Here is a 16,019-nt window from a genome sequence, read left to right as displayed (position 1 = left end):
CAGGTCCGCCCTTTCAGTTTGATAGGCGCAGTTCGGCCACGAAATCGTAGGCATCCCCGCGATAGATGGAACGGGTGAGTTCGGCCACACGTCCGCTTTCCAGATATGACGTACGCTGAATACGCAATCCTGCCGTCCCCTCGGCGACGTCCAGCAGCCGCGCTTCGGTTGCTTCAAGATTGATGGCCGAGATCTTTTGGATCGCGCGGACCGGGCGACGACCTGACTGTTCAAGTACGGCATAAAGCGACCCGGTCACCTCGGTGGGGTTGGGTAGGATGTCCAATGGCAGCGCGGCGCGTTCTAAGGCCATCGGGCGTCCTCCGGCTGCACGCAGACGGTGGATTCGGGCCACTTGATCATTGGCCGACAGGCCCAACGCCAGCATTTCATCGGGTGCGGGCAGGAAAATTCCCCGCTCCAGCCACGTCGAGGTCGTTTCAAAACCACGCCGCTCCATATCCTCGGTGAATGAGGTCAGATGCGACAGGGACTGCTCGACCCGCGCGACTGGTTCCCGCACAAACGAACCTGAGCCTTGCCGTTGCTCGATTGTTCCTTTGCGCACCAACTCCTGAATGGCCTTGCGGACTGTTACACGCGACAGGTCGGTCAATTCCGCGATCTCACGTTCGGGCGGCAGAGAGCTGTTTGGCGGCAGGATACCTTCCTCGATCCCCTGTTCAAGCCGCTGGCGCAGCTGCACGTAACGTGGTCCGGCAGACTGGCCCAGCCAGCCCTCGGGCTTTAGGAAATCAACAACGCTCATGTTCGACCTCCTCTTTGAACGCTTGCGCCAAAGCGATTGCCCCTGAAAGCGGATCGCCTGATGGCTGCGTTAAAACTTGCTGCATGTCTTTTGGCAAAAAGGCAGCGTAGTGCGGACCTATTCCACCCGTCAGGCAAATGGGAACACCGGGGATCCAGCCCATCTTTTTCAGCCTGTCCGCCAAATAGTCGGCACCCGCCTGCATGATCGACATCGCAATTGTGTCCCCCTTCCCCGCAGACTGTGTGACGACAGGTGCAAGGGCACCAAATTCCGTAGGAGACATTGTCGATGCGGCTTTGACGATACCAGTCGCACCCTCGAACCGGCGCAGCAAGTGCCCGGACAGTTCAGACGACGCAATCACCCCGTCAGCACATTCCAGCACCTCGGACAATGCCCGTTTTCCGACCCACTGAGCCGAAGCCTGGTCCCCCAACACCGGCCCCCATCCTCCGGCAAAACTTGGCTTTCCACCCTGCTGCATGGCCAGAAACGACCCGGTTCCACAATGTGCAACAAACCCGTCACGTGGCCCTAACGCCCCGCGAAGGGCAGATGGGCGATCATCTTCTATGCGCACATGCGTAAAGGGCAGGACCGCGGCCAGACGATCAGCTATCGCAGGCCCCGTGATACCTGCCAAACCCAGGTATGCCGGCACTTTGGCGAGGTCTGCGACGTCAATGCCAGCTTGTTGACCCAAGGCGGCCAATCCTTCCGAAAGCTCAGCACAGGACGCATCGAAATCGGTCGACACGTTCGCCGACCCAACCTCAACCCGCCAGCTTCGAGCACGATCCGACAAAGCGAGGCGGCACCGCGTACCTCCACCGTCTATTGCCAAAACCAGATTATCCATGCAGCGAGTCATGAAGAGACCTTTATAATACCTTTGCCGAATTTAGAAGGCCAAAATACGACCTCATGCGAGTTAAATTGCATTATTGAGGGAAATAAACAAAATGGTAGACTAATGGTATCTAAAAGGTATGATGCCGAGAGACCGGGGGAGAATCACTTGAACACACCTGTGACAGAACAGTTGCACCCAAATGCAATCGGGCTCGACACGCGCCCACTGTCAGATGTCGCTGCCCTTCTGGCGCAGTCGCAAGCCTTGGCCGCGTCTGCGCCACTGGATGCGGTGGGGCCAATCTGTGATGGGGCACAGGCCATGGCGGCCACGGTCCGGGCGAAAGGCGTTCTGCGCTATTTGGCGGCAGGTTCCTCTGGCCTCATGGCTGCAGCGGATGCTCTGGAACTTGGGGGCACTTTTTCCATCCCGGCAAATCAGGTCCAAATTCACATGGCGGGCGGATTGCCTTCCAGCGCAGAGATGCCCGGAGATGTCGAAGACATCTCGACCACTCTTACAGATGAATTGGCCGAACTTTCCGTCCGTGACACACTGATCGCAGTTTCGGCCAGTGGAACTACACCTTACACCATCGCAGCCGCTCGCATTGCTCGCGACAAAGGTGCCCAGGTCATTGGCATCGCCAACAACGCTGGCTCCGAACTCTTGCAGCTATCGGATCATGCGGTCTTGCTGGAGACCCCGCCGGAACTTGTATCCGGCTCGACCCGAATGGGCGCAGGCACCGCGCAGAAAATTGCGTTGAATATGCTTTCCACACTGATGGCTGTCGAGTTGGGCCATATTCAGGACGGAATGATGATCAACCTACGCGCCGACAACGACAAGTTACGTGCTCGCGCCAACGGGATCGTCTGTCAGCTGACGGGCGTTGATCCCAAACAAGCGGCATCGGCGCTGAACATCACGGGCGGCGACCTCAAATGTGCGGTACTCGTCGCAGCAGGTGTCGGATCTGATGAAGCCGCGCAAGCACTTCTGGATGAAACAAACGGCCACCTCCGACCCGCAATGAACCGATTAAAGCGAAACAACGAAAACACAAACCTGGGAGAAGCAAAATGAAACGCAAAGTTCTAAGCCTGGCTCTGATGAGCACAGCGCTGGTCACAAGCGCTTATGCACAAGAGGCTACGCTGACAATCGAAAGCTGGCGCAATGACGACCTGGCCCTATGGCAGGAAAAGATCATTCCCGCCTTCGAAGCAGAGCACCCGGGTATCAAAGTCATCTTCTCACCCTCCGCGCCTGCCGAGTACAACGCAGTTCTGAACTCGAAACTTGAGGCCGGATCGGCCGGTGACCTGATCACCTGTCGCCCGTTTGACGCTTCGCTGGCGCTGTACGAAAGCGGGCACCTAACTGACCTGTCCGACCTCGAGGCCATGGGCAATTTCTCGGATGTTGCGAAATCCGCATGGCAGACCGATGACGCATCCGCCAGTTTCTGCGTGCCTATGGCGTCGGTGATCCACGGTTTTATCTACAATAAAGACGCCTTCAATGAGTTGGGCCTTGAAGTCCCCACCACAGAGGCCGAGTTCTTTGCCGCTTTGGACAAGATCAAGGAAGACGGTACCTATATCCCAATGGCGATGGGCACAAACGACCAGTGGGAAGCTGCCACGATGGGCTATAACAATATCGGCCCGAACTACTGGAAAGGCGAAGAAGGCCGCCTGGCGCTGATAAAAGGCGAGCAGAAACTGACGGACCCGCAATGGGTTGCACCTTATGCGACACTGGCTAAATGGGCGGACTATCTGGGCGACGGATACGAAGCGCAAACCTATCCCGACAGTCAGAACCTGTTTACCCTCGGTCGCGCCGCAATCTACCCGGCGGGCAGCTGGGAAATCGCTGGCTTCAATACGCAGGCCGATTTCGAAATGGGCGCTTTCAAACCTCCGGTCCAGAATGCAGGCGACACCTGCTATATCTCTGACCACACTGACATTGGCATCGGCCTGAACGCGGCCAGTGAAAACCAAGAGGCCGCAAAAACTTTCCTGTCCTGGGTCGCAAGCCCGGAATTCGCCAGCATCTTTGGCAACGCGGTTCCCGGGTTCTTCCCCCTGTCCAACACTCCGGTCGAGCTGGAAGACCCGCTGGCCAAGGAAATCGTCGGCTGGCGGGATGAGTGTGAAAGCACAATCCGTTCGACCTATCAGATCCTGTCGCGTGGCACGCCAAACCTGGAAAACGAAACCTGGGGTGCATCTGTCGCTGCCATTAAAGGCACGGAAAGCCCCGAGGCGTTGGGCCAGCAGTTGCAGGACGGTTTGGCCAGTTGGTACGCACCCCATCAGTAAAGCCTGAGCGCTAACCATCACCGGACGCGGGGTTTCGCGTCCGGACCTTTTCCCGGAGACCGTCATGCAGACCCGCCGCATCCGCTGGCACATCGCCGTTTTCCTTGCCCCTGCGGTTCTGGTCTACACGGCGGTGATGATCTTCCCTTTGTTCAACACCCTCCGTCTTGCACTGTTCAGCGAGGTTGATCAGGCGCGCGTCTATGTGGGCTTGGAAAATTTCCGCACCCTGTTTTTCGACCCGATCTGGTCCGAACAGTTCTGGAACGCGTTGGGAAACAACTTCTGGTTTTTCCTGATCCACATGCTGGTGCAGAACCCCATCGGCATCGCCTTGGCGGCAATCTTGTCACATCCCCGCTTGCGGTTCGCTGCGCTTTACCGTTCGGCGATTTTCATCCCCACGATCCTAAGCTTTGTGATCGTTGGCTTCGCCTGGAAACTGATCCTGTCACCCCTTTGGGGTATCGCGCCGTCGATGCTGGACGCCATCGGTCTAAAGTCACTGTTTGCACCGTGGCTGGGTAAAGAAGAATACGCACTGACAACGCTGGCGCTGGTGTCGGTCTGGCAGTTCGTCGGGATCCCGATGATGTTGATCTATGCTGCCCTTCTGTCGATCCCCGAAGAAATCCTTGAGGCCGGAGAGATCGATGGGATTACCGGGGCTTCCGCGTTCTGGAAAATCAAACTGCCGCTCATATTGCCGTCCATCGGCATCATCTCGATCCTGACATTTGTGGGCAACTTTAACGCGTTCGACCTGATATACGTGTCGCAAGGCGCGCTAGCTGGGCCGGATTTCTCAACTGATATCCTTGGTACATTCATGTACCGAACCTTCTTTGGCTTCCAATTGCAATTGGGAGATCCGCATATGGGGTCCGCTATCGCTGGGGCCATGTTCGCGATCATCCTCGTGGGGGTCTGCATCTACCTCTTCGGCATCCAGACCCGGATGCGCCGGTACCAGTTGTGAGGGCATGGCCATGAACAAAGCACGCCAAAACCCGCTGAACACCGCCGCCATGCACGGGGCGCTGATCCTTTACACGCTGATCGCCCTGTTCCCGGTCTTCGTCATCATCATCAACAGCTTCAAAACCCGCCGCGCCATCTTTCGCGAACCGCTTGCCCTGCCCGACGCTGAGAGCTTTTCGCTGATCGGTTACCAGACGGTGATGAAACAAGGGGATTTCTTCCTCTATTTCCAGAATTCGATGATCGTTACGGTGGTGTCGCTGGCATTCATCCTGCTTTTTGGTGCCATGGCGGCCTTTGCCCTCAGTGAATACCGCTTCAAGGGCAACCTGCTGATGGGTCTCTATCTGGCGCTTGGGATTATGATTCCAATCCGTATCGGTACTGTCGCGATCCTCGAGATGATGGTGGCCACCGGGCTTGTGAACACGCTTTGGGCCTTGATCCTTGTCTACACGGCACAAGGATTACCGTTGGCGGTGTTTATCCTGTCCGAGTTCATGCGACAGGTGTCCGACGACCTGAAGGATGCAGGCAGGGTCGATGGGTTGTCGGAATATACGATCTTCTTCCGTCTTGTCCTGCCGCTCGTCCGCCCTGCCATGGCAACGGTCGCGGTATTCAACATGATCCCGATCTGGAACGATCTGTGGTTCCCGCTGATCCTCGCCCCGGCGGAGGAGACCAAAACCCTGACGCTGGGCAGTCAGGTCTTCATCGGTCAATTCGTCACCGATTGGAATGCGGTTCTGTCGGCCCTGTCGATGGCAATCCTGCCGGTGCTGGTGCTCTATGTCATCTTCTCGCGCCAACTGATCCGCGGCATCACTTCAGGAGCTGTCAAATGACCCGAGTTCTGATTGCTGGCCTTGGCAATATGGGCCTTAGCCACGCGCTGGCCCATCACCACCATCCGGACGCGCAAATCGTGGGATTGGTGAACAGGTCCGGTCATGTGGATCACCCCGAGCTGGGCCAGTATCCTGCCTATTCGGATTTCCACTCGGCGTTGGCCGAGACAAATCCGGATTTGGTCGTTGTCGCCACCTATTCCGACAGCCATGCAGATTATGCCTGCGCGGCGATGGAGGCGGGCGCGCACGTCTTCGTTGAAAAACCACTGGCCACCACCGTGGCCGATGCCAAACGCGTTGTCGAAAAGGCCACCCAGACCAACCGCAAGCTGGTCGTTGGATATATCCTGCGTCATCACCCGTCGTGGATGCGCCTGATTTCCGAGGCGCGTGACCTTGGCGGGCCATATGTGTTTCGCCTGAACCTCAACCAGCAAAGCAGCGGGGCCGAGTGGGAAACGCATAAGGCGCTAATGCAAACCACCTCGCCCATCGTCGATTGCGGCGTGCATTACGTCGATGTGATGTGCCAAATCACGGATTCGGACCCGGTGCGCGTACATGGCATGGGCCTGCGCCTGAGCGATGAGATCGCCGAAGATATGTACAATTACGGACAGTTTCAGGTCATCTTCCAGGACGGCTCGGTCGGTTGGTACGAGGCCGGTTGGGGCCCGATGATGTCTGAGACCGCGTTTTTCGTGAAAGACATCGTCTCGCCCAACGGGTCGGTTTCGATCACCGATGGCAACACGGGCGCATCCTCAGATATCGACGGCCACACCAAGGTCGGCGGCATTCTGGTCCACCGCCCCGAGGGGGACAGTCAGATCGACATGCCCGACGAACCCGGCCATCAGGAGCTTTGCGACGCAGAGCAGGCCTTTATGCTGCGCGCTATTGCCGACGACATCGATCTAACCCGCCACATGAATGACGCCGTGCAATCGCTGGCCATCTGTCTGGCAGCAGACGAAAGCATCCGTACCGGCCAACCCATTTCGCTGAAAGAGGCACACACATGACCGCCCTGACGCTTACGAACGTGAACAAGTCCTTTGGCACTGTCGAGGTGCTCAAAGACATCAACATCGAAGTGGAAGAGGGCGAGTTCGTCGTCTTCGTCGGCCCCTCGGGCTGTGGCAAGTCCACCTTATTGCGCGTGATCGCAGGTCTGGAAGATGTTACATCGGGCGAAGTGCGCATTGGCGGCGAGCTGATGAACCTCACACCGCCTTCAAAACGCGGTATCGCGATGGTGTTCCAGAGCTACGCGCTTTACCCTCATCTGAACGTGCGCAAGAACATGTCGCTGGCGCTGAAACAGGAAGGTCAAAGCAAGCAGGTCATCGAGGAACGTGTCGCCAAGGCCAGCAAGATGCTGAACCTTGAACCCTATATCGACCGCTACCCGTCTGAGCTGTCCGGCGGTCAGCGTCAGCGTGTTGCTATCGGTCGCGCGATTGTTCGCGAACCCAAATTGTTTTTGTTTGACGAACCTCTATCCAATCTGGACGCGGCTTTGCGTATGAACACGCGGTTGGAGATCGCGAATTTGCACCAGCAGCTCGATGCCTCGATGATCTATGTCACCCATGACCAGACCGAAGCGATGACGTTGGCGGACAAGATCGTCGTACTGCGCGACGGGCGTGTGGAACAGGTTGGCAGCCCGATGGAGTTGTACAACAATCCTGCCAATCAATTTGTCGCCGGTTTCCTTGGCGCACCATCGATGAATTTCTTCCCCGCCAGCTTAGTTGGAGAAAGCACAGACATCACAATGGGGGTCCGGCCCGAAGACCTCTATCTGACAGATGAAAGCCCTTTGAGCGCACAAGTAACCCATGTCGAACATTTGGGAGGGGACACCAACGTGATCGCAATGATGCAAGGTCATCAGGTTACAGCCCGCCTGTTCGGTCAACACGAGGTCGCAACCGGCCAAGAGATACATATTGGTTTCACACCGGATCGCAGTTATCGCTTCGATACGCAGGGCGCTCGGCTCGCCTAAACCTCTGTTGAACTTCACCCGCCCCAGTCAGCCAAATGACCTGTGCGTTACCATCAGGCAAAGCGGTCTGGTGAAAAGGCCCCTATGTCGACATGAGGGCTCCGCCCGGCCATATCGGCCGCGACCAATCGGGCCGTGGTGGCCGCTAAAGTCAACCCAAGCTGACCATGACCCGTGGCGAAATGAACGTTGTCCAGACGGTCACTGCGCCCAATGATCGGACGCGTGTCAGGGGTGAAGGGGCGATACCCAATACGTCGTTCAGCTTCTTCTGTTTTTAAGCCGGGCAAGACACGATGCGCCCGCCGGACAAGCACATCCGCCCGGTTCCAGTTCGGCGCTGCATCCAAACTTGCGAACTCAATCGTTCCGGCGACAGCCAGGGCCCCGTCGTATGGCGTAACACCGAACCCTCCTTTAGGATAAAAAATCGTGTGCTTCAGTTCCAGACCCGGATCAGACAGAGCCGTTGAGTATCCGGCCACGCCTTCCAATCGGATCGGAACACCCAAATCTCGCGCCAGCACCTTGGATCGGGCGCCAGCAGCCAAAACAACGCGTCCTGTTGGCGCCACCGTGCCATCGGTCAGCCTGACCGAGCGCACCTGTCGACCTTCTCGGTCGAACCCTGCAGCCCCTGCCCGTTTGACGATGCCGCCCCGCTTTAGGAACGTTTGATGCAGAACTTCAACCAAACGTTTTGGATCCGTCACATAGCTCCAGTCGCGCAACAGCACGGCATATTTGAAATCAGGTGCTATGGCGGGGTCGAGTTCATGAGCTTCATGGCCCGAAATCTCGTCAATAGTGCATCCAAGTTCGCGCGCAAGATCAAAGGCAGCGCCCATAGTCGCCTTGTCAACGTCATCGTCAAACAGCTTGATTATCGGGCGCTCGATCAGCAATTCCGGGTGGCCGATGTCATCCAATTGGGCTTTGAAATCCGCCGTGGCCAAGAATGTCAGCCGCGCCAGATCCGCCGCGATGGCGCGCATCTTTGACGGGCGAGCGTTCGCTGTGAACCGCGTGAACCACGGCAACAACTTCAACGCTGAACTGGGACGCAACGACAAGGGCGCTTCGCTGTCCAGCAACCACCCGGGCACTTTCAACATCATTCCGGGTTGCGACAACGGAACAATTTCACCTACGGCAATACAACCGCATGACGCCCAACTTGCCCCCTCACCGATGGTGTTGGGCTCAAAAACCGTAACCTGATGTCCCTCAGCCTGCAGCGCCAGCGCACATGAAATGCCAACAATGCCGCCGCCGACAACCGCGACCTCTTCCATCTGAAGCATTCCTATTGCAAATCATGCAGTTGCGACAACAACTCCGTACTAACAACTACGCCCTGTTCCTGAGCGGTGGCGCGGTTTTTCAACCGTCCGTCACCCGGAACACGGGCCGAGCCGTTGCCTTCGATTTCCGCACAGATACGCTTGACGTAGTCATTGAAACCCGGGTTTCCAAAGCGCGCAGGATCAATGGCGATCAGTGTGGCCCCGCCTTTGATGTTCAAAGCGCCATGCTCTACGCGCTCGGTATTGTCGACCGATAGCGTGCCACCGGCCAACGCCGCGCCTAAGACTTCGATCAGAAAGGCAATCGCGGCCCCTTTGTGCTCGCCAAAGGGCAGCAGGCTTCGGGATTCCAGAATGGCATTTGGATCGGCAGTGGGCTGACCATCCAGGGCCAAACCCGCCGGGCGCGGAAGATCGTGCCCCTCTGCCGCGGCCATACGAATATCCATCAGCGCAACCATCGATGACGCCTGATCCCAGACAACCGGCTCGGCCCCCTCGCGCGGGCAGGCGAAAGACATCGGGTTCGTTCCGAATACCGGCCGCACACCGCCCTGCGGCACCACCATAGACAATGAGTTCACAACTCCCAGCGCCACCAACCCCGCCTCGGCCAGTGGTTCGGTGTCAAAACGCAACGCTGCAAGGTGGTGGCAATTGGCACAGGTGAAAGAGGCAATGCCGTTTTCACGCGCCATCGCAATCAGTTCATCCCGCGCCATGCCGGCTGCAAGTTGATAGTACCCGTTGTCACCATCCCCGCGTAAAACGCCGGGGGCAATACGCTCAACCCGGGGCGACGCCGTCGGATTGGCATATCCCGAAGTGAAGCTTTGCACGTAGACCGGCAACATGCGCAGCCCGTGGCTGCGGGGACCGTCCCGTTCGGACCGGGTGACAATTTCCGCCAAAACAGCACTGCTATGTGCATCCATGCCCGCAGCCACAAGGACCGATTTGGCCAGTTCCCTAACCTCTGCGAGTGAGAGCGTTTTCGTCGAGATTTCCGTCATCTGGGTGATCCTGTCCTTGTAGGGCGCAATGGGGCGCGCCAGCGCCCACGTCAGGGTTAACTGCTGTATTCCCGGCGCTTTTTGGCAACAAACTCGTCCAGCGCACCGCGTTGATCGTCAGGCATCGGAGGCTGCACATAGTTGTCCAGCATACGCCGCGCGGCTTCATTGCCAACAACCTCAGCCGTTTTCGATCCTTCTGCCTCCCACTGTTCAAAACTATCGTTGTTTTGCAAGTGGTTCATATGCATCGGGTTTTCGCGCGTGTGGTCTGTACCCAGGAAATGCCCTCCGGGGCCGATGCGGGCGATGTCATCCAGCAACGGGTCCAGATCTTCGTCCTGAAGTCCGCTGAAGAAGCGATGGAAATTCTCAAGCTGCAACGTGTCCTGCACCCATTTCGAGTAGCTGACCCCCAGCGCTCCTTCCAGAAAACCGGCCGAGTGCACAATGTAATTTGCCCCGCCAAGCAGCACGGGCCACATCGTGTTGGCCGTGTCAAAACCGGCCTGCATGTCGGGCGATTTTGACCCGGTCCACATTGTGCAGGTCCGCCACGGCACCTGATAGAACCGCGCCATCTGACCCACCAACAGGTTCATCAATCCCGGCTCAGGCGACCCCATCATCGGCGCGCCGGTTTTCATAGACACGCCCATGATTGCCACACCCAGAACCATCGGCGCGCCGCGTCGGATGATCTGGCTATAGGCCATTCCCGCCAAGGATTCCGCAATCAACAGCGCCACGCCGCCTTGCGGGCTGGCCGGGGTCGAAGCGCCTGCCAAAACAAAGGGCGACAACAGGCATGGCTGGTTGGCCGCTGCATAGACGCGCAGGCTTTCCAGCATGGTCTCATCCCAGACCAGCGGCGTGTTGCAGTTCAGCAGCGCAGCCATGACTACGTTATTATCTACAAACTCTTCTCCGAACACGATCCGGGTCATATCCACCGAGTCACGCGCCGCCTGTTCTGACAATACCGAACCCTTGATCGGCTTGTCGGTCAGCGTCAGCGCCGCGTGGACAAGCTCAAGATGGCGCTGCGGAACCGGAACATCCTGCGGTTCCACCGGCAATATGCCCGGAACCATCATCGACTGGCTCATCTGGCTCATCTTGAAGAAGTTCTGCGCATCCTCCAGCTGTGAGGGGCGACGCACGCCGTCAAGGTCATAGACAAAGGGTGCGCCATAGGCGTTCGCGAAGACCGAGTGCTCGTTACCCACACGCAAAGACCGCTCTGGGTTGCGTGCCGCATAAGCCCATTCCGACGGCACCGACGAAATCAGATCCATCAGCATGTCGCGACCGATACGAACGCGTTCGCCCTGCACGTCCGCGCCGTATTTCTTCCAGTCAGCCAACGCCACCGGATCGCGGAATTCAATGCCGGTGGTTTCCAGAATGGTCATCGCAGCATTGTGGATACGCTCGACCCCCTCAGGACCCAGCAGGTCAATGGGTCCGACCTTACGGTTCAGGGTCGGCAGGTAGACCGGGGGTGGGTTTGTGCGGGCCTGAACGCGTGCCGCGCGCCCACCGCCACGGCTGGACCGTCCTCGTGCTTGTGCCATGTCAGCTCTCCTTCTCAGGCCCGGGCGCGCGCGCTGGTTGGGTCAACAGCGCAAACGTCGATCACCTCGGCATCGCGCATTTCATTGTGAACCATCACCTGCATTTTCGTGCCTGGTGCGGTCATGTCCTGTGGCACCAGGGCCATCGCGATGTCGTGGTTGCAGTAGTAGGAAAATCCACCCGAGGTGACGCGCCCGATCAACTTTCCATCGGCGTACACACCTTCGTCAAACATCACCGAGGTATCGCAGAACGGCAGTTTCAGAGTCACCAGCGTGTTGTAACCACCCTCTGCCTTTTGCTTTTGCAGCGCAGCCTTTCCAATGAACTCCCGCTCGACCACCTCGCCATTGACCTTTTCAGTCATGGCCACAAAGCGACCCAGATCAGCTTCGTAAGGTGTCATGTCCTTGCAAATCTCGCGGTTGATCGCGCGATAGGATTTCTCAAGCCGCATCGACTCCAAGGCTTCCAGGCCAAAGGGCTTCACCCCAGCCTTGAGAAGCAGATCGACCAGGTGGCGGTTATATCCAACCGGATGGTGCAGCTCCCATCCCAGCTCGCCGGTATACGAGACGCGCAACAGATGAACGCCCTTGGCATACCCTACCTCACCCATCTGCGCCGACAGCCACGGGAAAGCTTCGTTCGACAGGTCGTTGTCGGTCAGCGGTTGCAGAATCTCACGAGCTTTCGGACCGGCCAAAGCAATCACGCCCAGCTGTTCCGAGATATCCTCCAACACGACCGAGCCGTCCTTGGGCAGCAAGCGCTGCAACTGATCCCAGTTGTATGCGCGCCAGTTCGGGGTCGAAATCAGATAGAAATCATCCTCGGCATATCGAACGATGGTGTATTCCGCATCCATTCCGCCCTTGTCGTTCAACATCAGCGACAGGGTCATGCGGCCAATCTTCGGCAATTTGTTGGCCATCAGGCTGTCCAGCCATTTTGCGGCACCGGGGCCGCGCACGGTGAACTTGGTCATCGGCGACATTTCGATGAACCCGGCCTCTTCGCGGGTCGTGCGGACCTCGGCCTGTACCAGTTCCATGTGGTCGGTGCGGCGGAAGCTGTGTTCGGGGATCGCCTCCGCGGGGGATTTGGCAAACCACCGGGGGAACTCGTATCCGTTGAAGCTGGTCCAGACTGCGCCATGTGCGGTTAGCAGATCATAAGACCCCATGGTTTTCATCGGGCGCGCGTCCGGGAAGTCCTCTCCCGGAATATGCGCGTCCATGTGGGTGCCCCAGGTTTCGCGCACCTTGTCCATCGTCCAGCGCTTCGAAGCGTAGTCGGAAAAACGGCGTGGGTCGAGTTCGGACATGTCCATACCCGGATCACCGTTCACGATCCATTTCGCCAGGCGGTTGCCGACTGTGCCGCCCCACAGAATACCGCCCGGCATACCTTCGGCCAGCCACAGATTGTCATGCCCCGGCGCGGGGCCCGCCAACGGCAATTCGTCCGGGGTCATCTGAAACGGCCCGCGTGTGTTGGCCTTGATACCAACCTCGCCCAGGGTCGGCACACGCTCAATGGCGCGCTCCCATTGGGTTTCCACCGCATCGAAATCCTCAGGCAGCAGATCGGCTCCGAAATCAGGCGGCACGCGATCCTCGGCAAACAGTTTGAGGTCCTTGGTGAATTCATAAGGACCGAACTGAATCCCGCCCACATCCTCGCGCAGATATGCGCCGTAATCCTCGTCGCGCAGGATCGGGAATTCCGGCAGCCCCTGTGCACGACGTTCCTTCAGCAGCGGCACGGTCTCGGTGGTCCAGTATTGGTGTACGATTGGAATACAAGGCAGATCCAACCCCACCCGCCGTGCGTTTTCGCGCGCGTAGTTGCCGGTGGCGAAGATCAGATGCTTACAGGTGATCTCACCCTTGTCGGTGGTCACTTTCCAAAGCCCGTTCTCCAGCTTTTCGTAAGATTGCGCTTCGGTGTTCTGGTAAACCTTTGCTCCCGCATCACGCGCCAGCTTTGCCATTGCCATGGTAATGTCAGCGGGGTTCACATAGCCGTCTTCAGTATGCAGGATACCGCCCCGGATATGTTCAGACTGGTTCAACAGCGGGTGAACCTCGGCCACTTGTTCCGGGGTCAGCAGTTTGCACGGCACGCCGGCGGCTTCGGCAATCGAGATATAAGACTGGAATTCGTCCCAGCGTTTTTCGGTGTTAGCAACGCGCAGCTGGCCGACTTTGCGCAACCCAACCGAGCTGCCCATCTTTTCCTCGACCTCGGTATAGATGCGGATGGTCTCCATCGTCATCTTAGACACGTTGTGAGAGCGTACAAAAGTCACCAAAAGGCCCGCCGCATGCCAGGTCGACCCCGAGGTCAACGTCGTCCGTTCCAACATAACGGCTTCGGTGCACCCATGCTCGGTCAAGCCGTACAGAATCGAGGCTCCGACACAGCCGCCCCCTACAACAACAACTTCGGCATGTGACTGCATTTGTTTTCTCCTCTCCCACTGCGCTGAAACCCCGGCCAACGCCGCTCCGCAAGGCGGAAACTTGGTGGGTCAGGGATTCAGCGCAGCACATGCTGCTTTACCCAATTCTTTGCGCTCACGGGCCAAGACCGCAATCGCAAAAAAATTCACTCTGGGCAAATTCAGCTAATGCGAATACGCCTAGGATAACGTAAATACACCGAAACCTCATAATACAGGTCAAACCACCTTGCCCTATGGTCCCTACGATTTCCCACCGCTCAGCTCGCTGATCAGTTTCGAAGCCGCCGCCCGCCATGTCAGCTTCAAACAGGCCGCCAGTGAACTGAACGTTACTCCGGCCGCCATCAGCCATCAGGTCAAAGCACTCGAGGTCGAACTCAATTGCGCGTTGTTCCAGCGCCATCATCGCGGTGTGGAACTCACCGAAAGCGGTGCTTATTTGCTGGTTGCTTTGCAACGCGGGTTTGAGGGGATCAGCGAGGCACTCAAGCAGTTGCGCTCGCAATACGATCGTTCAGGTGTGACGATACGATCCAGCACGGCGGTCAGCTCATTGTGGCTGACACCGCGCTTGGCACAGTTTTGGAAGAATTTCGGGCATATCTCTGTCACGCAAGTCGTCACTGATTTGGGATACGACACGCAAAAATGTGACATAAGCATCAGGTATGGTGACGCATCACGCGAACGTGGCACATATCATGTTTTGTTCCGGGACCGGATCATGGCTTTGGCCAGCCCTGAATTTGTCCGGCAAAATAAAGTCGAACAACTACAGGACCTGCCCAAAATCCCACTTATACATCTGGACGCGCCCGGCACCGATTGGACAGGTTGGCAGGAATGGGCGGCTGGTTTGGGTTACTCCGGCTCACTCAAATCGGGGCACAGGGTGAACAACTACACCATTGCCCTGCAAGCAGCACAGGATGATATGGGCGCTGTACTGGGATGGGAAGGGCTGACCGCAGGTTTGGTTAGGTCAGGCAAACTGGCCAAGTTATTGCCACAGACACTGTCAGCCCCTTTGGACTTTTATGTCGTGCTACACAACACCTCTTCGGATCGGGCTGCATTGGTCTACAAATGGTTGGTCGAGGATTCCAACTGATCGCCAACACTTTGCTGAAATGTTCGCTCGTCAACAAAAGGGGGAACCGGAATCAGAGCCAAAGTGGTCGTTTCTTTTCCCCTTCTCAGCACCCATTTGCGGGCACCGATTCCGTTCAAATCCGGTTCAGGTACTATGAGCCAGAAGCACGCTTGTAGCGCGGGTCATGCCAGCGGCGTATTGTTCGCTGGTTGTGGTCTTTAGCAAAAGACCGGTTGATACAGTCGTGAGCAGAAAGGCCAAATCCGCCGCCGCTTCGGGTGTTGGCACCACGTTTGCTTTCACCAAATAACCCGACAGGGCTTTTTCGAACTCTGCGTTGTAATCCATTTCGGCATCTGACGCGGATTCGATGGCAAATTCCATAATCTCGGCACCATGAGGCGTGCCCCGCCATATGGCCACGTGATCTCCGATCCAAGTCTGATACGCCCGGGCCAGAACATCCCGGGGCGAACCTTCTGACTGGCTCAGAACATCAAGGGCCGCATTGGTCATCGATGTCAGCACTGTTCTGACAGCCCATTCCAGAACGGCTTCTTTCGATCCGAACTGGTTGTAGATCGACTGACGCGACAAACCAGCAGCTTCGGCAATGTCATTCATGGACACTTTGCGAAAGCCATATTGCGCAAAGACAGACAGGACTTCGAAAGCGTTTGACGATTTTTTCATTTTTACCTTGTTGACATTTTGGGTCGTGTTTGTAAATAGAGTACACAAGAAT

At 57.4% G+C, this 16,019-nt stretch carries 14 protein-coding genes; 7 read left to right on the top strand and 7 right to left on the bottom strand.

Features of this window, described 5'->3' with window-relative positions:
- Positions 1-13 precede the first annotated feature (13 nt).
- Positions 14-769, bottom strand: a complete 756-nt coding sequence (locus tag GS646_RS18785; RefSeq protein WP_171187426.1) for a GntR family transcriptional regulator — start codon at positions 767-769, stop codon at positions 14-16.
- The gene (locus GS646_RS18780) at positions 756-1,631 is read right to left on the bottom strand and encodes a BadF/BadG/BcrA/BcrD ATPase family protein (protein WP_253746631.1); all 876 of its coding nucleotides are present in this window, start codon (positions 1,629-1,631) and stop codon (positions 756-758) included. The genes GS646_RS18785 and GS646_RS18780 overlap by 14 nt, the downstream gene beginning before the upstream one ends.
- 159 nt (positions 1,632-1,790) lie before the next feature.
- Between GS646_RS18780 and GS646_RS18775 the strand changes: the two genes are divergently transcribed.
- From GS646_RS18775 to GS646_RS18750, 6 genes are all read left to right on the top strand, one after another.
- A complete protein-coding gene (locus GS646_RS18775; protein WP_216600463.1) occupies positions 1,791-2,714 on the top strand; it encodes an N-acetylmuramic acid 6-phosphate etherase in 924 nt (307 codons plus the stop codon).
- A complete protein-coding gene (locus GS646_RS18770) occupies positions 2,711-3,961 on the top strand; it encodes an ABC transporter substrate-binding protein (RefSeq protein ID WP_171187420.1) in 1,251 nt (416 codons plus the stop codon). Before GS646_RS18775 ends, GS646_RS18770 begins: the two co-directional genes overlap by 4 nt.
- A gap of 64 nt (positions 3,962-4,025) precedes the next feature.
- Positions 4,026-4,940, top strand: coding sequence for a carbohydrate ABC transporter permease (locus GS646_RS18765; protein WP_171095593.1), 915 nt, complete (start codon positions 4,026-4,028; stop codon positions 4,938-4,940).
- A 10-nt stretch (positions 4,941-4,950) separates the two neighbouring features.
- On the top strand, positions 4,951-5,790 hold the full coding sequence (locus GS646_RS18760) for a carbohydrate ABC transporter permease (RefSeq protein ID WP_171187418.1): 840 nt from the start codon (positions 4,951-4,953) through the stop codon (positions 5,788-5,790).
- Positions 5,787-6,821 (top strand): Gfo/Idh/MocA family protein, encoded by a 1,035-nt coding sequence (locus GS646_RS18755; RefSeq protein ID WP_171187415.1) that lies wholly within the window; start codon positions 5,787-5,789, stop codon positions 6,819-6,821. Before GS646_RS18760 ends, GS646_RS18755 begins: the two co-directional genes overlap by 4 nt.
- Complete coding sequence (locus tag GS646_RS18750; protein ID WP_171095587.1) at positions 6,818-7,813, top strand: ABC transporter ATP-binding protein; 996 nt, start codon at positions 6,818-6,820, stop codon at positions 7,811-7,813. The genes GS646_RS18755 and GS646_RS18750 overlap by 4 nt, the downstream gene beginning before the upstream one ends.
- Positions 7,814-7,866: 53 nt before the next feature.
- Here GS646_RS18750 and GS646_RS18745 read toward each other — a convergent pair whose 3' ends face one another.
- From GS646_RS18745 to GS646_RS18730, 4 genes are read right to left on the bottom strand one after another with little or no spacing between them, the layout of a single operon-like run.
- The gene (locus GS646_RS18745; protein WP_171187414.1) at positions 7,867-9,108 is read right to left on the bottom strand and encodes an FAD-binding oxidoreductase; all 1,242 of its coding nucleotides are present in this window, start codon (positions 9,106-9,108) and stop codon (positions 7,867-7,869) included.
- Between the two features lie 11 nt (positions 9,109-9,119).
- A complete protein-coding gene (locus tag GS646_RS18740) occupies positions 9,120-10,133 on the bottom strand; it encodes an Ldh family oxidoreductase (RefSeq protein ID WP_171187412.1) in 1,014 nt (337 codons plus the stop codon).
- Positions 10,134-10,189: 56 nt separating this feature from the next.
- Entirely contained in the window at positions 10,190-11,710 is a 1,521-nt protein-coding gene (locus GS646_RS18735; protein WP_171187410.1) for a trimethylamine methyltransferase family protein, read from the bottom strand.
- Positions 11,711-11,724: 14 nt separating this feature from the next.
- Positions 11,725-14,178, bottom strand: coding sequence for an FAD-dependent oxidoreductase (locus tag GS646_RS18730; protein WP_171187408.1), 2,454 nt, complete (start codon positions 14,176-14,178; stop codon positions 11,725-11,727).
- Positions 14,179-14,407: 229 nt separating this feature from the next.
- On the opposite strand from GS646_RS18730, the gene GS646_RS18725 reads away from it, so the two are divergent.
- On the top strand, positions 14,408-15,292 hold the full coding sequence (locus GS646_RS18725) for a LysR family transcriptional regulator (protein WP_171095580.1): 885 nt from the start codon (positions 14,408-14,410) through the stop codon (positions 15,290-15,292).
- Positions 15,293-15,418: 126 nt separating this feature from the next.
- Here GS646_RS18725 and GS646_RS18720 read toward each other — a convergent pair whose 3' ends face one another.
- The gene (locus tag GS646_RS18720) at positions 15,419-15,967 is read right to left on the bottom strand and encodes a TetR/AcrR family transcriptional regulator (protein WP_171187404.1); all 549 of its coding nucleotides are present in this window, start codon (positions 15,965-15,967) and stop codon (positions 15,419-15,421) included.
- Positions 15,968-16,019: the final 52 nt, after the last annotated feature.

Origin of the sequence: Ruegeria sp. HKCCD4315 (assembly GCF_013112245.1) — a bacterium.
In the GTDB taxonomy this organism is placed as follows: domain Bacteria; phylum Pseudomonadota; class Alphaproteobacteria; order Rhodobacterales; family Rhodobacteraceae; genus Ruegeria.
The sequence above is the reverse complement of the archived record's forward strand: the minus strand, read 5'-3'. Positions and strand labels throughout refer to the sequence as shown.